General features: G+C 63.6%; 14 protein-coding genes. 7 read left to right on the top strand and 7 right to left on the bottom strand.

Translation table 11 applies throughout. From position 1 onward, the window contains the following. Window positions 1–27 precede the first annotated feature (27 nt). The 4 genes from fmdA to BcanWU425_RS36775 all read left to right on the top strand — a co-directional run bounded on the left by fmdA (window position 28) and on the right by BcanWU425_RS36775 (window position 6226). Window positions 28–1257, top strand: coding sequence for a formamidase (gene fmdA, locus BcanWU425_RS36790; RefSeq protein ID WP_007598072.1), 1230 nt, complete (start codon window positions 28–30; stop codon window positions 1255–1257). A 90-nt stretch (window positions 1258–1347) separates the two neighbouring features. Further along, entirely contained in the window at window positions 1348–1722 is a 375-nt protein-coding gene (locus BcanWU425_RS36785; RefSeq protein ID WP_018455946.1) for an FmdB family zinc ribbon protein, read from the top strand. Between the two features lie 40 nt (window positions 1723–1762). Beyond that, window positions 1763–2803, top strand: coding sequence for an aliphatic amidase (locus tag BcanWU425_RS36780; protein WP_204513113.1), 1041 nt, complete (start codon window positions 1763–1765; stop codon window positions 2801–2803). Window positions 2804–3172: 369 nt separating this feature from the next. After that, window positions 3173–6226: an autotransporter outer membrane beta-barrel domain-containing protein gene (locus BcanWU425_RS36775; protein ID WP_231189564.1), complete on the top strand. Its 3054-nt coding sequence runs from the start codon at window positions 3173–3175 to the stop codon at window positions 6224–6226. Window positions 6227–6229: 3 nt separating this feature from the next. On the opposite strand, the gene BcanWU425_RS36770 is transcribed toward BcanWU425_RS36775, so the two are convergent. From BcanWU425_RS36770 to BcanWU425_RS36750, 5 genes are all read right to left on the bottom strand, one after another. Beyond that, on the bottom strand, window positions 6230–7060 hold the full coding sequence (locus tag BcanWU425_RS36770) for an MlaD family protein (RefSeq protein WP_204513115.1): 831 nt from the start codon (window positions 7058–7060) through the stop codon (window positions 6230–6232). Between the two features lie 146 nt (window positions 7061–7206). Further along, window positions 7207–9426 carry an acetate--CoA ligase family protein gene (locus BcanWU425_RS36765; protein ID WP_204513116.1) on the bottom strand — a complete coding sequence of 740 codons (2220 nt, stop codon included), beginning with the start codon at window positions 9424–9426 and terminating at the stop codon, window positions 7207–7209. 159 nt (window positions 9427–9585) lie between these two features. Continuing rightward, window positions 9586–10566, bottom strand: coding sequence for a glycosyltransferase family 2 protein (locus BcanWU425_RS36760; RefSeq protein WP_204513117.1), 981 nt, complete (start codon window positions 10564–10566; stop codon window positions 9586–9588). Between the two features lie 150 nt (window positions 10567–10716). Further along, window positions 10717–11286 carry a class GN sortase gene (locus BcanWU425_RS36755; protein WP_085348665.1) on the bottom strand — a complete coding sequence of 190 codons (570 nt, stop codon included), beginning with the start codon at window positions 11284–11286 and terminating at the stop codon, window positions 10717–10719. A 189-nt stretch (window positions 11287–11475) separates the two neighbouring features. Further along, window positions 11476–13737: a marine proteobacterial sortase target protein gene (locus tag BcanWU425_RS36750; RefSeq protein WP_204513118.1), complete on the bottom strand. Its 2262-nt coding sequence runs from the start codon at window positions 13735–13737 to the stop codon at window positions 11476–11478. Window positions 13738–13920: 183 nt separating this feature from the next. Between BcanWU425_RS36750 and BcanWU425_RS36745 the strand changes: the two genes are divergently transcribed. Both BcanWU425_RS36745 and BcanWU425_RS36740 read left to right on the top strand, forming a co-directional pair. Next, on the top strand, window positions 13921–14691 hold the full coding sequence (locus tag BcanWU425_RS36745; RefSeq protein WP_231189562.1) for a helix-turn-helix transcriptional regulator: 771 nt from the start codon (window positions 13921–13923) through the stop codon (window positions 14689–14691). 47 nt (window positions 14692–14738) lie between these two features. Next, window positions 14739–16250: a glycosyltransferase family 2 protein gene (locus tag BcanWU425_RS36740; RefSeq protein WP_204513119.1), complete on the top strand. Its 1512-nt coding sequence runs from the start codon at window positions 14739–14741 to the stop codon at window positions 16248–16250. 50 nt (window positions 16251–16300) lie between these two features. On the opposite strand, the gene BcanWU425_RS36735 is transcribed toward BcanWU425_RS36740, so the two are convergent. Both BcanWU425_RS36735 and BcanWU425_RS36730 read right to left on the bottom strand, forming a co-directional pair. Then, window positions 16301–17521 (bottom strand): ABC transporter substrate-binding protein, encoded by a 1221-nt coding sequence (locus BcanWU425_RS36735; protein WP_204513120.1) that lies wholly within the window; start codon window positions 17519–17521, stop codon window positions 16301–16303. A gap of 73 nt (window positions 17522–17594) precedes the next feature. Further along, window positions 17595–19145, bottom strand: coding sequence for an acyl-CoA synthetase (locus tag BcanWU425_RS36730; protein ID WP_026233060.1), 1551 nt, complete (start codon window positions 19143–19145; stop codon window positions 17595–17597). A gap of 262 nt (window positions 19146–19407) precedes the next feature. On the opposite strand from BcanWU425_RS36730, the gene BcanWU425_RS36725 reads away from it, so the two are divergent. Continuing rightward, window positions 19408–20544: an acyl-CoA dehydrogenase family protein gene (locus BcanWU425_RS36725; RefSeq protein ID WP_018455957.1), complete on the top strand. Its 1137-nt coding sequence runs from the start codon at window positions 19408–19410 to the stop codon at window positions 20542–20544. The last annotated feature ends 33 nt before the right edge of the window (window positions 20545–20577 follow it).

Here is a 20577-nt window from a genome sequence, read left to right as displayed (position 1 = left end):
CCAACCGTGTAAAAGGGGAGCTTCTCGATGCCAGAGACACTGATCAAGGTCGATCTCACCAAGTCGGCCTATGAAAATGACATGGTGCATAACCGCTGGCACCCCGACATTCCGATCGTGGCCTGGGTCAATCCCGGCGACGACTTCATCATCGAGACTTATGACTGGACCGGCGGTTTCATCAAGAACAACGATTCCGCCGACGACGTGCGCGACATCGATCTGTCGATCGTGCACTTCCTCTCCGGCCCGATCGGCGTCAAGGGCGCCGAGCCCGGTGACCTCCTCGTCGTCGACCTGCTCGACGTTGGCCCGATGAAGGAGAGCATGTGGGGCTTCAACGGCTTCTTCTCCAAGCAGAACGGCGGCGGATTTCTTACGGATCATTTCCCGCTGGCGCAGAAGTCGATCTGGGACATCAAGGGTCTCTACACCTCGTCGCGGCATATTCCGGGCGTCAACTTCGCCGGCCTGATCCATCCCGGCCTGATCGGCTGTCTCCCCGATCCGAAGATGCTGGACACCTGGAACAAGCGCGAGGCCGAGCTGATCGCAACCAATCCGACCCGTGTGCCCGGCCTCGCCAATCCGCCGTTCGCGCCGACCGCTCATGGCGGCCGCGCCAAGGGCGAGGTCAAGGACAAGATCGGAGCCGAAGGCGCGCGCACCGTGCCGCCGCGGGAGCATGGCGGCAATTGCGACATCAAGGACCTTTCGCGCGGCTCGAAGATCTACTTCCCGGTCTACGTGCCCGGCGCCGGTCTCTCGATGGGCGATCTCCACTTCAGTCAGGGCGACGGCGAGATCACCTTCTGCGGTGCGATCGAGATGGCCGGCTGGCTGCATCTGAAGGTCGAGGTGATCAAGGACGGCATGGCGAAGTACGGCGTCAAGAATCCGATCTTCAAGCCGTCGCCGATCACACCGAACTACAAGGACTATCTGATCTTCGAAGGCATCTCGGTCGACGAGGCCGGCAAGCAGCACTATCTCGACGTCACCATCGCCTACCGCCAGGCCTGCCTGAATGCGATCGAATATCTGAAGAAGTTCGGCTACTCCGGCGCCCAGGCCTATTCGATCCTTGGTACGGCACCGGTTCAGGGGCACATCTCCGGCGTCGTCGACGTGCCCAATGCCTGTGCCACATTATGGCTGCCGACGGAAATCTTCGACTTCGACGTGATGCCGTCCTCGGCAGGTCCGATCAAGCACATCAAGGGCGATATCCAGATGCCGATATCGCCGGACAAGTAATCCCTGCGCGACCGGATGCGAGACGGCGTATCTGCCGCCCCGCATCCGCCGCGACAGTTCTCTCACAGACAACAGCGTAGGGATGATGCGATGCCGGTCTATGAATATCTCTGTGACGATTGCGGTCCGTTCAAGGATATGCGCCCGATGGCCGAATGCGACGATCCGCAAGCCTGTCCGCAATGTGAAATCATGGCGCCCCGCGTGATTCTGACCGCCCCGAACTTCTTCTGCATGCCGTCGGAGACGCGCAAGGCTCACGCCGCCAACGAGCGCAGCACGCACGCGCCGCAGACGCTGGCGCAATACAAGGCCTCGCATGGCCCCGGTTGCGGCTGCTGCTCCACGGGCAAGAATTCGTCAAAGAACGCGCCGGATAAGAACAAGCCGGCGCGGCTGGTGACCAAGACCAGGAGCGGTGCCAAGGGTTTTCCCACCGCGCGGCCCTGGATGATCAGTCACTGATTCACGCGGCAATCTCAAACAGAGTAGAGGAGCAATTCAAATGCTTCACGGTGACATCTCCAGCAGCAACGACACCGTCGGCGTCGCGGTGGTCAACTATAAGATGCCGCGCCTGCACACCAAGGCCGAGGTGCTCGACAACGCCCGCAAGATCGCCGACATGGTGGTGGGCATGAAGACCGGCCTTCCCGGCATGGACCTGGTGATTTTCCCGGAATACTCCACCCAGGGCATCATGTACGACTCCAAGGAGATGTATGAGACCGCTTGCGCGGTGCCCGGTGAAGAGACCGCGATTTTTGCGGAGGCCTGCCGCAAGGCCAAGGTGTGGGGCGTGTTCTCGCTCACCGGCGAGCGCCACGAGGAGCATCCGCACAAGGCGCCCTACAACACCCTGATCCTGATGAACGACAAGGGTGACATCGTGCAGAAGTACCGCAAGATCATGCCGTGGGTGCCGATCGAGGGCTGGTATCCCGGCAATTGCACCTATGTCTCCGACGGCCCGAAAGGGATGAAGGTCAGCCTGATCATTTGCGACGACGGCAACTTCCCGGAGATCTGGCGCGACTGCGCCATGAAGGGGGCCGAGCTGATCGTGCGCTGCCAGGGCTACATGTATCCGGCCAAGGAGCAGCAGATCCTGATTTCAAAAGCGATGGCATGGGCCAACAATGTCTATGTCGCGGTCGCCAACGCTGCCGGCTTCGACGGCGTCTATTCTTACTTCGGTCACTCCGCGATCATCGGTTTCGACGGCCGCACCCTCGGCGAGTGCGGCGAGGAGGACTACGGCATCCAATATGCCCAGCTGTCGAAGCATCTGATCCGCGATGCGCGCCGCAACGGCCAGTCGCAGAACCATCTCTACAAGCTGGTCCACCGCGGCTACACCGGCATGATCAATTCCGGCGAAAGCCCGCGCGGCCTCGCCGTCTGCCCCTATGATTTCTACAAGAACTGGATCGCCGATCCCGAAGGCACCCGGGACATGGTCGAGGCGATGACGCGCGCGACGCCCGGTACCGCCGAATGCCCGATCGACGGCATCCCGAATGAAGCGGCGCCCACCAATTACTAAGCCGTTGCCCAAATCAGTGTGTGTGAAGGCGTGCCGCTCGCTCCCGTTGGGACGCGGCGCCGCCCCAGATGATCAGTCATTGATGTGAACGACGGTCAATATTGCGACCGAACCGAACACGCAAACGTCGTGGATCGACCAGGCTGCGCCGGAAAAGCGTGCCTCTGGTGCAACATGGTCCGCTGAATCAGTCCGGTTTTGCTGTCCCCCAGCGATTCCGCCGATTCCGTAGTTCCACGGAGGGGCCCGGCGGCCTAGTTTGCCGGCGGCGCCGCTGGGGAGCGCTGGACTGAGGGCATCAAAGTGGAATTTGGGCCGCCGAGGGCTGGTCGGATTGGGCTGCGCCTTGCCGCGGTCGCTTCGTCTGTCGTGGCGGTCGTTCTCAGCCTCGGCCTATCGGCGACACCTGCGCAGGCGGACTGCGCGCCCGACCCGGCGGCAAGCGGGCAGACCGTCACCTGTAGCGGCACCGATGCCGACGGCTTTGCGGCAAGCGGCGGCGTCACCAATCTGACCGTAAATGTGCTGACTGGCGCCAGCGTCAACGATAACGGCACGGCGGCGATCAACGTCAATGACACCAACGTCATCACTAACAATGGCACGGTGGCGGCGGGCTCGGGCCTCACCGGCATCAATGGCGGCAATTCGAACACCGTGACCAACAACGGCGCCATCACGGTGCTTGATAACGGCCTCGGTATCTCCGCGCTCGATCACAACATCATCATCAATGCCGGGACCGTCACCACCGGCGACCACGGCAGCGCGATCTCGGTAGGAAACAACAATAGCGTTAGCAACAGCGGTGCGCTGTCCATCGGCGCGTCGGGCGCGGGCATCTTCGCGGTCCAGAGCAACACGATCACCAACGCCGCGACGGGCACGATCACCGGACTCGATGATTCAATCGGGATTTTCGCTTCGTTCGGTGGCACGACCGTGACCAATGCAGGCGCGATCAAGGTCGGCGATTCCTCCGGCTTCTCCGGCGGCATCGTTGCGACCATGGATAACAACACGGTCACCAACACCGCCACCGGCACGATTTCGGTCGGGCAGGGTGCCGCTGGCATCTTTATGCAGGGTAGTTTTCAAATCGTCAGCAATTTCGGCGCAATCACGGCCGGCGACTTTGGTGTCGGCATCGCCTTGTTCGGTGATGACGCCAAGGTCACCAATAGTGGCTCGATCAAGTCGGGCGATGGCACGTCCGCCGGCATTGCGGTGCAGGGCAATCGGGTCGCGATCAACCAAAACGGGACGATCAGCGTGGGTCTGGGCGGTGCGGGCATCGCGTTTACGGGCCTGTCCTCCAGGATCAGCAACAATGGACGGATCACAGGGGCCGATTTCGCCGAAGGCATCGTAGCTCTCGGTGATTCCAACACCATCATCAACAGAGGTACGATCACGGTCGGCGATTCCGGCTTCGGCATCGACGTGAGCTCGTTCACAACGACAAACCACGTTGTCAATACCGGAACCATCACCGTCGGTGCTGGCGGCGTCGGCATCAGCGTGAGCGGCGGGGCCAACGTCTTCAACTCCGGGAACATCAACGCTGCGGCCGGAATCGCTGCAATCGAGTTTTGTGTCTGCGGCCCCAACACGCTGACGCTAGGACCCGGCAGCATCATCAACGGCCTGGTGCTCGGCACTGGCGTCGACACGTTCCAGCTCGGAGGCATCGGCAAGGATACGTTCAACCTCGACCTGATCGGTCCCCTTCTTCAGTATGACGGCTTCTCGACCTTCAACAAGGTCGACAATTCGACCTGGACGGTGACCGGCACGGGTAATCAGGACTGGAACGTGCTGGGCGGCACGCTCACGCTGGCCGGCACCATCAATGGCAATGTGAGTGTCGCGGCCGGCGGCACGTTCGGTGGCGTCGGCACGGTCGGAAGCTCCATCTCCGTCAACGGCGGCACGCTAGCACCGGGCAGTCCCACTGGGATGCTCAACGTGTCCGGTGATCTCTCGTTTACGTCGGCGTCGCACTACATGGTGCAGGTCTCGGGCACCAGCAACGGCGTCGCGGTCGTCACGGGAACGGCGACGCTCGCCGGCGCCACGGTCGTCGTCGTACCGACCGACTCGATCGCGAAGCACTACACGATCCTGAACGCGGGCACGCTGCCCGACAGCTTCAATCCGGTCGTCGCGGGTTTGTCGTCGAACCTGCATGCGACCCTGAGCTACGACCCCAACAACGTCTTCCTGGATCTCGCGCTGGGCTATGGCGGCGGCCTCAATATCAACCAGCAGAATGTCGCCAACATTCTGACGCACTACTTCGACAACACCGGCAGCCTTCCCGTGGTGCTGGCGAATCTCTCGCCGACGGGACTGACGCAAGCCTCCGGCGAATCAGGGACGGGATCGCAGCAGACGACGTTCAATGCGATGAACCAATTTATCGGCTTGTTGACCGACGTCTTCAGCGCGGGACGCGGCGGCGCACCGGGCGCAACGCCCTATGCCGACGAGACGAACGCGACTGCCTATGCCGCGACCCGCAAGAACGCCAGCGACGCCCTTGCTTCGATCTACCGCAAGGCACCGCCGCTGACATTCGAGCAGCGCTGGGACGTCTGGGCCGCCGGCTATGGCGGCTCGCAGGCCACTGGCGGCAATGCGGCGCTTGGCTCGAACAACGCCACCAGCAGCGTGTACGGCACGGCGGTTGGTCTGGATTATCGCTTCTCGCCGTCGACGATCGTAGGTTTTGCGCTCGCCGGCGCCGGCACCGGCTTCAATGTCACCGGGCTCGGCTGGGGCCGCTCGGATTTGTTCCAGGCCGGCGCCTTCGTGCGTCACAACGCAGGACCAGCCTATGTCACGGCCGCGCTGGCCTATGGCTGGCAGGACGTCACGACCAATCGCATCGTCACCGCCGCCGGCCTGGATCAGTTGCGTGCGCAGTTCAACGCCAACGCGCTCTCGGGCCGTGTCGAGGGCGGCTATCGCTATGCCTCGCAGTGGATCGGCCTCACCCCCTATGCGGCGCTCCAGGCCACCGTGTTCAGCCTTCCGAGCTATTCGGAGTTCGCTGTGGTCGGCAGCAACGTCTTCGCGCTGAATTATGCCGCCAAGGACGTGACCAGCACCCGCACCGAACTCGGCCTGCGCGCGGACAAGTCCTTTGCCGCAGCCGGCGGCCTGATGACCCTGCGCGGCCGCGTCGCCTGGGCGCATGACTACAATCCGGATCGCACCGTCGGTGCGGTCTTCCAGACGTTGCCGGGATCCGCGTTCGTGGTGAATGGCGCCGCCCAGGCGCACGATTCCGCGCTGACCACAGCGGCGGTGCAGATGAGCTGGATGAACGGCTGGTCTGCGTCGACGACCTTCGAGGGCGAGTTCTCGAACGTCACCCGCTCTTACGCCGGCAAGGGCGTCGTCCGCTACGCGTGGTAGAGGCTAGCGTTTCTGCTGCGCCGGCTTGCGCGGCGGTCGCGGAGCGGCAGCCGGTGTGGGTGTCCCGCTCATCTTGTTGGCGGCCTCGCTGACGTCGAGCAGCGAGCGACGGATGTCTTCGAGGAAGTTCGCCGATTTCTTCCTCATGGTGTCGGCGAGCTCGTGCAATCCGTGGATCTTTTCGAACAGCTCATCCGCCTTGCCGTCGGCAAAGCCGGGCACTACGCCTTCGATCTTTGTGACCGCCTTGTCGAAGCCCGCGAAGGCGCTATCGACCTTGGCCATGACGGAATCGATTTCGCCGCCCTTGCTCCGGAGATCGGCGGTGTAGGTCTCGAACGTGCGCAGGCCTTCCCTGATCGCCGGCGCGTTGCTGACGATCGTGCGGTCGACACTATGCAGGGTGTCGACGATCGATTCGGCGTCGCTAAGATCGGCGGTCAGCACGGGTATGCCGTCCGAGTCCAGCGGCACTGGGGGCGCCGAGGGCGCGCCGCCGATCAGCGAGACCGCGGCGACGCCGGTGAGACCCTGGAACTCGATACCCGCGACGGTGTCCTTACGGATTGGCGCGGAGTTGTCGAGCATCACCAGGGCCACGACCTTGCGCGGATTGTCCAGCTTGATCGACAGGATCTGGCCGGCGGGAACACCGTCGAAATTGACCGGCCCGCCGCGGCGCAATCCGCTGGCCGAGCCGCCCTCGAAAACCACGCGCAACTGGCTGCGGCTCTGGAGGGTGCGCCATTTCTGCACGCCGAGGACGCCGCCGAACGCCACGGCAATCACCGCCAGCGTCGCCGTTCCGATCACCAGATTGCTCGCGCGTGCCATGCTGGGTGATTTTACGGCCAAACGAGGGAAGTTGGAAGGAGCTGCAATGGTACGTAGGGCGGGTTAGCGAAGCGTAACCCGCCAACGCCTCGTGTGGCCATGGACTAATTGGCGGATTACGCTGCGCTAATCCGCCCTACGCGACATCAATGCCCAGCCGCGCGTTTGGCCGCAGCATTGTTCAGCACGATGAGGGCATCGACGGCGACGCCTGTTTTGGCATTGATCAGGAACGGATTGACATCAATCGAGGCGATCCGGTCGCCGGCATCCGCGATCAGATTGGACAGGCCGACCAGCGCCCTCACCGCGGAGGCCTCGTGCAAGGCCGGCTTGCCCCGATAGCCGCGCATCTTGATACCGGCCTTGGTGCGGCCGATCAGGAGCCGGGCCTCGGCATCGTCCAGCGGCGCACCGGCGAGCGCCACGTCTTTCATCAGCTCGATGTCGATGCCGCCGGTGCCGAACAGCACGACCGGACCCATCTCGGCATCGAGGGAGGCGCCGATCACGAGCTCCAGATCGGCCTTCACCTGTTGCGCGATCAGGATGCCGTCGAGCTTCGGCTTGCCCTTCAGCTTGCTCACCCGCGCGGTGATGTCGGCGAACGCCTTCTTCACCGCGGCCGGGTTGTTGAGATTCAGCACCACGCCGCCGATATCTGATTTGTGCAGGATCTCGGCGCTGACGACTTTGGCCACGACCGGGAAGCCGATCTGCTTGGCGATCTTCACGGCCTCGGCTGCTGTCTGTGCGATTGCCTCCTTCGAGATCGGGATGCCATAGGCCTTCAGCAGCTTCTTGGAGGCGACCTCGTCGAGTGCGGCGCCGGTTGCCGATTTCAGCGCCTTCTCAAGCACGGCACGCGCTGCAGGCTTCGAGCTGGAGACGATATCAGGCACTTCCTTGCGCAGCTTGGCGTAGTCGAGCAGCGACTTGATCGCAATCACCGCGCGATCCATGCCCTGCATGACCGCCAGATGCGGCAGCGACTTGCGCAAGGTCTTGGTGAACTCGGTGAAGCCGATCGACATCGCGCTGATATAGATCACCGGCTTGCCGGCCCGGCCGGCCATCTCGTCGACGATGCGCAGATTGCGCTCGCGCAACTCGTGCGGCGCTTTCGGCAGCTCGGCATCGATGATGACGATGTCGATATCGGGGTCGTCGATCATCAGCCCGATCGATTTCATGTAGACGGAGGGATCGACCACCGCGGCAAAGCCGGCGTCGAGCGGGTTGCCGACGATCGAGCCCGGCCCGAGCATCTTTGCCAGCTCCGAGCCGACATGCGAGCTGAGTGGTGCAAAATTCAGGCCTTCTGCATCGAAGGCGTCGATCAGCATGCCGCGCTTGCCGCCGGATAGCGTCACTGCGGCGAGCCGGTCGCCCCTGGGCACTGCGGCGTGGACGAAACATTCGGTGGTCTCGATCAGCTCGTCGAGCCCGCCGACCCTGATGACCCCTTCGCGCGTTGCAATGGCGTCGAAGGTCTCGATCGAGCCCGCGAGCGCGCCGGTATGTGCCATCGCCGCCGCGCGGCCGCCCTCGGACGCTCCGAGCTTGAGCGCGATCACCGGTTTGCTCGCGGCGCGCGCCGCCTTGCAGGCGTCCCGGAATGCCTTGGTGTTGCGCACGCCTTCGAGGTAGACCACGATCACCTTGATGCTAGGATCCTCGGCGAAATAGCGCATCAGGTCCGGCGTCTCGAGCCCGGCCTCGTTGCCGGTCGTCACCATGTAGCCGACCCCGACGCCGCGATCTTCCAGGGCCTGGCGGATCGCCATGACGATGGCGCCGGATTGCCCGGCAATCGCCACCGCGCCCTGTTCCATGGTGACGATACGGTCGTCGATATTGGTGAAGAGCTTTTCGCCCGCGCTCAAATTGCCGAGGCAGTTCGGGCCGGTGACCGCCAATCCCGTCTCGCGCACGGCCGCTTGCAGTTCGGCGGCGAGCTTCTGGCTTTCCTCGTCCTGCAACTCGCTGAAGCCCGAGGTGACGATGGTGGCCGAGCGCGCGCCGGCCGCGGCGGCATCGCGGATCACCTGCACGGCAAAGCGCGCCGGCACCAGCACCAGCACGTGGTCGGGCTTCTCCGGGAGGCTTGCAAAGTCCTTGTAGCAGGGGACACCCCAGATGGTGTCGCGCTTGGAATTGACGGGATAGAGCCCGCCCTCGTAGCCGTATTTGACCAAATTGTTCCAGATGCGCTCGGCATAGTTGCCGGGCTTGTCGGTCGCGCCCACCAGCACGATGTTGCGCGGATGCAGCATGGCGTGGATGCCCTTGACGATGTCGCTGGCATCGGGCGGCGGAGACCATGGGCGCGATGAAGCTGAGGCGGCAGATACGCGAGCTTCCATGGTGTGACCTCACCTGTTGTTCTTGTTGGCGGTGCGTCACTCTGTTCTATGGCGAGTTCTTCGGACTGGCAACCACGTGGGCGGGTATGCCGTGCGGTGGAATGAGCGCGCGCCAAGCCCTGGTGATCGACATTTTGGGATCACTGCTCGCGCCGTGGTTCAGTATCGCAGGATGCCGAGCTTGTAGGCGTAGTGATAGGCCAGCTGCTTCGCCAGATAAGGAGCGATGGCGCGCCGGATCTGCATCTGTGTCGGTTCGAAGCCGAGAATGCGTCGCCGCAGGATGCCCATCTCCCTGACGCCGACCGCATAGGTCGATGCCGTCTTTTGTGCGTCATGGATTCGGAAGCAGGCGAGAAATCGCGGCAAGCGTGCAAATTTGAATCCTGCGGCTTGCGCCCGCAGGATGAAGTCCCAGTCCATCGCGTAGTGTAAGCTCTCGTCGATCGGCCCGATCCTGTCCCACACGCGCTTGCGCCAGAACATCGTCTCTTGCGGAATGTAGTCGGCATATCGCAACGCCTTGCCGTCATGAGGCGGGAGCACGGCGCGGCCGACCTCGAGGCCCTCGCGATCGATGAAGACGCGATGGCCGTAGACGACGTCGACACGCGGATGTGCGATGAAGTAATTTGCGACATACGCAAGTGTCCCGGGCAGCAGCACGTCGTCGCTGTTGAGATAGGCCATGATCTCGCTCTCGGCGCCGACGAAGCCGAGATTGATGGCGCTGGATTGCCCCTTGTCCGGTTCGCTGCTCCAGCTCAGGCTATCGCCGCGCCTCTTCAGGAGATCGAGCGTGCCGTCGATCGAGGCGCCGTCCTGCACGTGATAATACAGGTCCGGATAGTTCTGGCTGACGATGCTGTCGATCGTGGCGCCGAGATATTGCGCATGGTTGTAGCTCGGAGTGACCATCGCGATTCTGGGCGCGCCCGGATGGATCGCAGGAGTTCGCGGGAAAGCCGTCAGGTTGAGCAGGCGCGGCGGATATTGCTCGAAGGTCCACATCGGCGGGCGGCGCCAGAGGCTCCGAAGCGAGGAGCGTCTTTGCCCGGCGGCGATAAGATCCTGGTTCCTCTCCAGGAGCGCGACGCGGCTTTCCAGCTGTTCGAGACGCTGCCTGAATTCCTCATCCATCACCGTCTTCTCGCAAATTACAGCGGAAATGCTCAATGGGCCATTCTGATGGGTCTGCGGTCGACGGCGCCGGTTCAGGGGTTCCATCGAGCGGCATTGTCCCTACAGGTCGGGCGGATTCAAGAGGGGGTGCGGATCGATTGCGAACCGCTATTCATCAGTGCCGATCAGGGTAGCATGCAGGATGTAGCGCTCGGGGCCGGACGCGACGGCGTCGAACGGCCAGCAGGTCGCGAGCACGAGTTCGGCTGCTCGTGCCGCAGGATCGATCCCCGAGGCATCGAAGCGAACCACAGCGGAGGAATCCGCGCGAAAACGAAAGTGCTTGCCATCACTGCGTGTGACGTCGATCAGGTCACCAATGGCGACATTCCGCAGGAAACGGAAATGAGTGTCGCGGTGCGCTGCATATACGGCAACGCCCCGCTCGCCCGCGTCAGCCGTTTGGCGGATATGGCCGGGCCCGAAAGCGAGCGCCTGGCCGCTCGCGCCTTCCAGTACGATCGCGCGGGCGCCGATCCGCCTCACCTCGATTCGCGCAACCGGCCAAGTATCGGCCCATGACCATGGCCTGACCACCTCGCCGGTCGCAACGCTCTGGTCGAATGCGCGCTCCAGCAGCACCTGCGCGAGCCATGCTTTGGCATGGATGTAGGCGCCGTCGCCGAACAGGATGATGCCGATCAGGGCGAGAGCGAGGGGAGAGATGATGCGCGGCATTGTACTAATTCCCGTCATTGCGGGGAGCGAAGCGACGAAGCAATCCAGACTGTCTCCGTGGATGAGTTTCTGGATGCTTCGCTTGCAATGACGAAGGTGAGAGGGCGAGTTCAAAAAGGCGCGCGCGGCCGTTGGTGTGTGGGACGGGCAGCCGCGCGCGCTAACAGAGGAGTTCGGGGGGCTCCTCTCTCAAGCGGCGTCAGTGAGCAAGGACTGACGCCGCTTGAACACGAACAGGATCAGGGCGAGCACGACCAAGATCAGGCCTGCGGTCATTTTCAGCTCGGCCGAGGTCGCGGTCTTGGGCAGGCGGATCGCATCCGGTGCAGCGGGCGTCGGTCGCCTCGTGGCCGGCTGGTTGCGTGCATCGGCGTGACGCTCGCGGAGCTGCGCTGGGACCTGCTGTCGTTCGCCAAAGACCTTCGCGAAATCCCAACCGGCCGGCAGGTTGATCGGCAATTCGCTGGGCTTGAGCGGCTCGCCTTCGGGACGGCTCGGCGTCTTGTCGACCGCGACGAGGCTGGTGAGCCGCGTGACGATCTGATGGTCGAGCGCCAGTGCCAGGATTGCCTTGTCCGAGTCTTCGGGCGTCATTTCGCGCAGGGTGCGCGCCACTTCGGCATCGGCGATCTTGCGCTTGGCCCAAAGCTTCGACAGGCCGTTGCCTTCGGCCGTATTTTGCAGCGGCAGCGTCACCGACCATGGGCGGTCACCGACGCGGCCCTTGATTTCGACCGAGCCCGCAAGCGTGTCGAGCTTTGCCGCCAGCACCAGCGGCTCGTCGCGATAGACGTCGGGAATGATCGTCGGTGTGACGTCGGCCTTCGCTTCGGAGAACTTTACGCTCAGCCCGGTCACGGCCGGGTTCTCGAGCTTGGCAAACAGGCCGCGCATGCGCTCCTCGACCTGCTCGACGGAGCCGATATGGGTGAAGGCACCGCGGCCGAGCTCGGCGGCGCGCGTCATCAGATAGGTGTTGGGCGCCGATCCGATGCCGACCATGAACACGCGCGAGCGGCCGCGCATCGCCGTGATCGTTTCGAACAATTGCTGCTCGTTGCCGATCGCACCGTCGGTCAGGAATACGACCTGGCGAACCATGCCGGCGTCGCCAAGCTTGTCGGTCAGCGCGGCCCGCATCGCCGGCACCATCTCGGTGCCGCCACGCGCCTGCAGCGCGCTGACGAACGAGGTGGCTTCACCGACACGCTCGGCATCCGCCGCGACGGAGACCGGAAACAGCACGTCCATGGTATCGTCGAAACGGATGACGTTGAAACGGTCGGTCGGCTGGAGACGGGAGAGCGCGTAGGTGAGGCTCGCCTTGGCCTGAACGATCGACGTGCCGCCCATCGAGCCGGAATTGTCGATCACGAATATCACCTCGCGCGGCCGCGGCTTCTGCGTCGCCTGCTCGGCGGCGGGCGGGGTGACAAAGGCAAGCAAATAATCGGCGTCGCCGACGCGCTCGCGAAATAAGCCGACCGACGGCGCCTTCACGGCCGCTGGCTTCCAGGTCAGTTCGAAATCGCGGTCGGCAGCCACGGCACCGTCGGCAAGCGAGACGATTCGCATCGTATTGTCCGGGCTCGCGACCTTGACGTTATGATGGGGGCTCGTGACCTCGCCGAGCGCAAAGCCGGCGTTCAGACGCACCGTGATGCTGGTCGGATTGACCGGTGCATTCCTGGCGGGATCCAGCACGGGCGGCGAGATGCGGTCGCGGTCCGGCACCGGGTCCGAGTTGGTCGCGCCCCAGCCGGAGCCATCGTTGCGGAAATCGGCGCTCTGGACGATCGGCGCCGGATTGTAGCGCGGCCCGACCACCAGCGGCAGGCGCAGTGAATATTCGTTGCCGGATTGATGCACCGGCTCCTGATATTCGATCTGCACCAGCACGGTTTCGCCGGGGCCGATATTGGCGACCGAGTTGGTGAAGATGTTCGGCCGCTCCTGTTCGGTGAGCGCGGCCTTCTGGCCGGCGCGGCGCGCCTCTTCGTAGATCATGCGCGCCTGTTGCCGCTCCTTGATGTCCCCGACGATGACGCGGTTGCCGACCACCATCTTCAGCGAATCGACGGCGCCGCCCGCGGGGAGCGGATAGACATAGGTGGCCTCGACCCAGTCCTTGGTCGGGTTGCGAAAGATTTGGGTGACTCGTGCTCGCAGCGTCGGGCCCGACACCGTGATGTCGACGTCGATGCCGAGGCGGATCGCTTCCGTGTAGGCGCCATCCTCCTTGAGGAGGAGAGACCCGGATTTGGCATCGCCGGGCTGGAGCAGGCTGGCCTGCTCCGTCGTCGCCGACCAGCCCGGCTCGAAGCTCACCAGCAGGGCCACGAAGGCGACCAGCATCACCGCGATGCCCTGCGCCAGAAGGAACAGTCCGACCACGATCAGTCTGCCCAGCCAAGGGTGTTCGTTGCTGTCCGTCGTGTCATAGATATCCATTTGGCCTGCTCCCGAGCATTTTTGCTGGCCCCGAGCATCCGCCGGGACGGCCCGATTTCGCGAGCAGAATGATCGGCAATGTTCCGCCACGGCCGGCCCGGCCCGCCGCCTCCGAGATGGCGAAGTGCGGTTTTGTGCTGGTTTGTCCGTCCTGCTAGGATGTCGTCCTGGAGCAGGGCCACGATGCAGACGCAGGACAAATTCACCGACAAGCAGCTGTCGGACGAGCAGAGCCGCGAGATCGCGGAGACCATTCGCGAGGAGCTCGCCAGGCGCCGGATCTCCCGGCAGGCGCTGGCCGAGCAGGCCAAGCTCAGCCTGTCGACGCTGGAGAAGGTGCTCGGCGGCCGACGGCCGTTCACGCTGGCGACCACGGTGCGGCTGGAGCAGGCGCTGGGCGTCTCCCTGCGTAGAAGCGCCGCCGTGGTGACGCCTCCGGCCGCAAACGATGTCGCGCCCGACAGCCTCGGCTCCTATGCGCATCGCGCGGTGACGTGGCTCGAGGACGTCTACATCACGCTGCGACCGTCGTTCGGCGACAAGGACGCGATCTTCGCCTACCGCACCGAGATCGTCTGGGAGCCGAAGGTCTCTTCACTGGTGTTCCGCGAGGGCGAGCGGACCGATGCCGCCTATGAACACACCGGCGAGGTCGCCGTGCCGCATCAGTCCGGCTTCATCTATCTCGTCATCATCAAGCACGGCCAGCATCGCGTGATCACTGTGTCGCGGCCGACGGTCGCCGGCGAGATGTACGGGATCATCTCGACGCTCCGCGCCGGTCCCGGCTCGCAGCTGACGCCGATCGCAGCGCCGATCGCTTATGTGCCGCTCCGAAACTTCGCGAAGCCCTCGCTGGGTCGGGTCGCGCCCGGCGATGCTAACCACGAATTGTACCAAAAGCATCTGCGCCGAACGATGGAAGAATCGTTCGCGCTGTTTCTGTCGGTATAGCCCGCAAGAAATTATCCGGAATGACGAGCATGCGTCTATAAGGGGACATGCAGGACGCGTCCGCACTCTACGACGGCGAATCTCCGCTGTTCTCAATCATTATCCCGCTCGAATCTCACCGCGGGCAGTGGGAGATGTCCTGGCTCGGCTGGACGTCGCAAACTGCCGACACATCGCTCTACGAGATCATTCTGGTCGTGCCTCCGGATTTCACGGCACGCGAGCAGTTGAAGGCGCTGGCCGGCAACAGGGCTCGCCTCGAATTCACCGATTCCGAACACGACATCGGGCTCTGCGCATTCGGCGCGACGAAGGCGCGCGGCAGCTATCTGTTCTTCACGGAATCGCACTGCCGGCCCGAACCCGACGTGATCGAACTCTGCATTCGCGCGATCGATACTCATCCCGATTGGGCCGGCTTTTCCTGCCGTTCGATCCCGATCTGCCATAACCGGTTATCCGTGGCAGAGGCCGCCATGTACCAGGCCGACATCGAGTTCGGTATGAAGCAGCATCCCTGGCGCAAGGTCCTGGATCAGTGTTTCGTGACGCGGCACGACGTCTACCGGGAATGCGGCGGCCTGCGCGAGGAGCTCGGTCATTTCGCCGAATGGGTGCTCGCCGCCGCCTATCACGCGAGAGGTCATTCCATCGGCTATCTCGAGGAGGCGCGCTTCCATCACTACTATGTCGGTGAGATCGGCGAGCTGAAGCAATTCACGCTCGACTTCGTGCAAGGCGAGATTCGCTATCTGAGCGAGGCCCGCAACGATGCCGGCAGCGAGCTGCTCGACATTCCGGTCGAGTGGAGCTCGCGGAGCGAGGCCGGCGCGTCGCTCGCCCGCAATGCACTGAACGCGCTCCTGCGCTCCAGCCTCGGTGACGGCGGGGGAGGGCCTGGCGAGAAATGGCTGGCGGTATGGCGTTGGGCCGTGCCGGCGCTGCTCGGCGGTCTCGGCGCGCGCGGTTTCGCGCGGCTGGCGGCATGGCACGCGCGGGCCGTGCTGGTCGCTGTGACGGCCGCCGGATCGAGCGATGCGATCGCGCGATGGATGCGGCGATACATCGCCGCGCTGATCCGGCATCAGAGGCTCGATTGCATTCACCGTCTCGGACGAGATGCGGGACCTGTTGACGGGCTCCTTGGTGAGCGCGTTGTCGCGCAGATCGGATTCCATGCCGAAGAGTTCTCTGCCGGTCACACTTTCCGCTGGAGCGAACCAGAGGCAGCCGTGCGCATCAAGGGGAAGCCGGGCCGCACCATTGTCCGCGTTCGAAGCCCCGCACTTCGCGCACCGCTAGATACGATAGACACGCGATTCTATGTCGATGGCACGGCCATCCGCCCCGAAGCGGTCGTGACCGGTTGTGACAGCTACAGGCTGAGCCTCGATCTGCCGCCGTCAGGCATCGCCACCCTCGCCTGGGCATGCCCCATGTTCAGGGGCGTCGGCGATTCGCGTCGTCTCGGCCTGCCGATCGCGGGCATCGACGTCGGCGACGACATGATCGAGGTTGAAAGCGCGGGAACAGCGCCGTCGCTTGCTGGAAAAGAATAGCGGCCCTTCGGCCGCTATTCGGTCGATTCAGGCTGTTGCTCTCAGTCGAACTAGCCGCCCGTTTCGGCGCTGATGATATCGCCGAACAGTTCCCACTGGCCCTTCTTGAACCGCCACATCTTGAGCTGCTCGATCGGCGCGAAGTCCGTGGCGGAGGTGTTGATCTTGATGCCCGGGATCAGTGTGTCGGGCACGAAGCCCTTCAGGCTCGCTGCCTGCTTCATCACATTCTCACGGGTCAGATTGTCCCCCGCCTGCTTCAGCACCTGCACCATCGTCTGGGCTGCGGCATAGGCGTAAACCAGATTGGCGTCCGAAATATTTGCACCGGGTATGTATTTGTCGACGAAGACCATGAACTTCTTCATGCCCTCATCATCCTTCCACTGCGGATCCGACGCATCCTTCAGATAACCAGCCGACAGCACCCCTTCGGATGCCTCGAGGCCGGCAGGCTTCATCACCGCGCCGATGGACACCGAGACATCGGTCATGAGATGCATCGGCTTCCACTCCAGCTCCGCGATCTTCTTGATCGCCTGCGCCGCGAATTTCGGCGTGGCGATGTTTACGAAGACATCGGCGCCGGTGCCCTTGAGCTTGACGATATGAGCATCGATCGAGGGTTCCGACGTCTCGTAGCTCTCTTCGGCCACGATCAGTTTCGATGCCTTGTCACCGAACACGTCCTTGATGCCGGCGAGGTAGTCCTTGCCGAAATCGTCGTTGGCATAAAAAATCGCGACCTTCGCGTCCGGCTTCTCCTTCAGAATATACTTCGCGAAGATCTGTGCCTCGACGCGGTAGCTGGGCTGGAAGCCCATCGTCCAGGGAAAGTTCTTCGGGTCATTCCACTTGCTGGCGCCTGTGGCGAGGAACAGCTGCGGCACCTTCTTGGAATTATGATATTTCTGCACGGCGGTCTGGGTCGGCGTGCCCAGCGCGTTGAACACCAGGAAGACCTCGTCGCTCTCGATCAGCTTGCGGATCTGCTCAACGGTCTTCGGCGGCGAGTAGCCGTCGTCGTAGGAGATCCAATTGATCTTTCGGCCGTTGATGCCACCCTGGTCGTTGATCATCTTGAAATAGGCTTCCTCGGTCTTGCCGATGACCCCGTAGGCGGAAGCCGGGCCGGAATAGGCCTCGACATTGCCGATCTTGATCTCGGTGTCGGTGACGCCGGTGTCGTACGCCTTTTGCGCATACGCGGTTTGGGCTGTCAGCAGCACCAACGCCGTTGCTGCGGCGAGCAGGGAGAGTTTCTTTTTCATGAAAATTCCTTGGCTTTTCTGGGTTGGAACACGCACGTCAAAAAGAAAAGTGCCCGCGAGAGGGGCGCTTTGATCAGGCGTTGGCGGCTTTCTTGTCGACTTCCGAGGCGCCCGAGAATTCCTTGCGCAAGGTCGGCTTGTGGATCTTGCCGGTGGCGTTGCGGGGTAACGCATCGACGAAGCGGACCTGGCGTGGACATTTGAAGCGCGCGAGATTCGCCGCGCAGTGCGCGAAGACATCTGTCTCGGTCAACCGCTGGCCGGGCTTGGCCGCGACGATGGCGAGGCCAACCTCGCCCCATTGCGGATCGGGAATGCCGATCACGGCGGCTTCCGCGATAGCGTCGAGTTGGTGCAGGACGTTCTCGACCTCGGCCGGATAGACGTTCTCGCCACCGGAAATGTACATGTCCTTCCAGCGGTCGACGATGTAATAAAAACCTTCCTCATCGACGCGTGTCGCGTCGCCCGTGTGCAGCCAGCCATCGGTGAACGACGTCTTGTTCGCCTCCGGCCTGTTCCAGTAGCCGGGCGTAATGTTCGGTCCCTTGACCCAGAGCTCGCCGAGTTCGCCGACATCGGCGTCGCCGCCGTCAGGACGCACGATGCGCACTTCAGTGTGCAGCACCGGCTTGCCGGCGGAGCCGGCTTTCCGTGCCGCATCCTCGCGGTCGAGCACCAGCACGGCCGGCGAGGTCTCGGTCATGCCGTAGCCCTGCTGGAGTGCGACGCCACGCGCCTCCCACACCTTGAGCAGCGGCACCGGCATTGGTGCGCCGCCGACACCTCCCACGATCAACCGGCCGAGGTCGGTGGTCGCGAACGCCGGATGCTGGGCCATGAACTGGTAGATCGCGGGCACGCCGAAGAACACGTTGATGCCCTGTGCGGGATCGTTGATCAGGCCGAGCGCCGTGCCGGGATCGAAGGCGCGCATGATCATCACGGTGCCGCCGGCGTGCAGCACCGGATTGGTGTAGCAATTCAGGCCGCCGGTGTGGAACAGCGGCAGCACGGTGAGCAGCACCGAGGACGGCCCGATGCAGGCTGGGCCGCCGAGATTGACGCAATTCCAGAAGGTCATGCCATGGGTGATGGTGGCGCCCTTGGGATGACCCGTTGTGCCCGAGGTGTACATGATGGTCGAGACGTCATCGAGGGTCACCTCCTCGATTTTCTCGAGTGGCTTTGCGGCGGCGATGCCGGCCTCATAAGTCCCGCTGGGGCCAAGCAGCAGGCTCGTCGCAATGCCGCAGAGCCTTGCCACGGCCAGCGCCGTTTCGGCGAGATCGGTGTCGTGGATCATCACCTTCGGCGCGCAATCTGCGGTGATGAACTGGAGTTCGGGAACGGTGAGGCGGGTGTTCAGCGGCACGAAGATCGCACCTAACCGCCCGCAGGCGAATTGCACCTCCAGCGTATCGGTCGTGTTCAGCGCCAGCACCGCGACCCGCTCGCCGCGCGAGACTTTCAGCGCATGGCGCAGAAATGACGCGAGACGCGAGATGCGCGCGTCGAGCTGCGCATAGGTAAAGCGGCGCTCGCTCGCGAGGTCTATCACCGCAATCTTGTTCGGTGTGCGGCGGCCATGGTGGGCGATCCAGTCGTAGTAACGAACGGCCAAGAATTCCTCCCTCGGCGGACTTGTGCCGCCCGCGTCCCTATTGCCATGCACCATGCCCGGCATGGCCCAAGGGCCAGCCGGAGTTTGTGCACCATCCTTTTTTTGATCCGGAGTTGGCGCGCGAGCGATGAAAATCGTCTTGCGTTGAGTTGCTAGAGCGAGCTTGCTTGGAGCGGGGCTCGGCCAGCCACTCCGCGCAAGTGAGCCGCCAAGGTTCCGGCCATGGTGGACGAGACGAATCCGCCAGCAAGGCGAGAGTGCGATGATGAGCCCGTTCTATACCGCCGAGCATGACGCCTTTCGCGAGGTGATGCGCCGCTTCGTCGACAAGGAGATTGCGCCCTTCGCCCACGAGTGGGATGAGGCCGGTGAATTCCCCCGCGCGCTCTATCGCAAGGCGGCCGAGATCGGGCTCTTGGGACTCGGTTTCCCCGAGGAATATGGCGGGATCGCCGCCGACCAGTTCATGAGGATCGTCGCCAGCCAGGAGCTGGCGCGGGCTGGCGCCGGCGGTGTCAGCGCCAGCTTGATGAGCCATACGATCGGTTCGCCGCCGGTCGCGCGGGCCGCGCGCCCCGAGGTGAAGGCGCGCGTGCTGCCTCAGGTGCTCGCGGGTGAGAAAATCTCCGCGCTCGCGATCACCGAGCCGGGCGGCGGCTCTGATGTCGCGGGCCTCCGCACCAAGGCGCGGCGCGACGGAGATCACTACGTCGTGAGCGGCGAGAAGACCTTCATCACATCCGGGATGCGTGCCGACTATTTGACCGTTGCGGTGCGCACCGGCGGCGAGGGCGCCGGCGGCGTCAGCCTGCTCCTGATCGAGGGGGATACGCCCGGCCTGTCCCGGACAAAGCTGAAGAAGATGGGCTGGTGGGCCTCCGACACCGCGACCCTGCATTTCGACGAGTGCCGCGTACCGGCGGAAAACCTGATCGGCGAGGAAGGCCAGGGGTTCAAGATCATCATGCGGAATTTCAACAGCGAGCGCATGGGCATGGCGGCGGGCTGCACCGCGTTCGCGCGCGTCTGCCTCGACGAGGCCATTGCCTACGCCAAGGAGCGCAAGACCTTCGGCAAGCCGCTCGCGCAGCACCAGGTGATCCGCCACAAGATCGTCGACATGGCGCAGAAGGTCGCCGCATCGCAAGCGATGCTGGAGATGCTGGCCTGGCGGCTGGAGCAGGGCGAAAGCCCGGTCGCCGAAATCTGCATGATGAAGAACCAGGCGACCCAGACCATGGCGTTCTGCGCCTCGGAAGCGGTGCAGATTTTTGGCGGCGCCGGCTTCATGCGCGGCATCAAGGCCGAGCGCATCTACCGTGAGGTCAAGGTCAACGCGATCGGCGGCGGCACCGAGGAGATCATGAAGGATCTCGCGTCGCGGCAGATGGGGTTGTGACCTCTTTCTCCGTCATGGCCGGGACGAGCCCGG

The organism is Bradyrhizobium sp. WU425, from assembly GCF_021052305.1.
In the GTDB taxonomy this organism is placed as follows: domain Bacteria; phylum Pseudomonadota; class Alphaproteobacteria; order Rhizobiales; family Xanthobacteraceae; genus Bradyrhizobium; species Bradyrhizobium canariense_D.
This window is presented reverse-complemented; position numbering and strand designations above follow the sequence as displayed.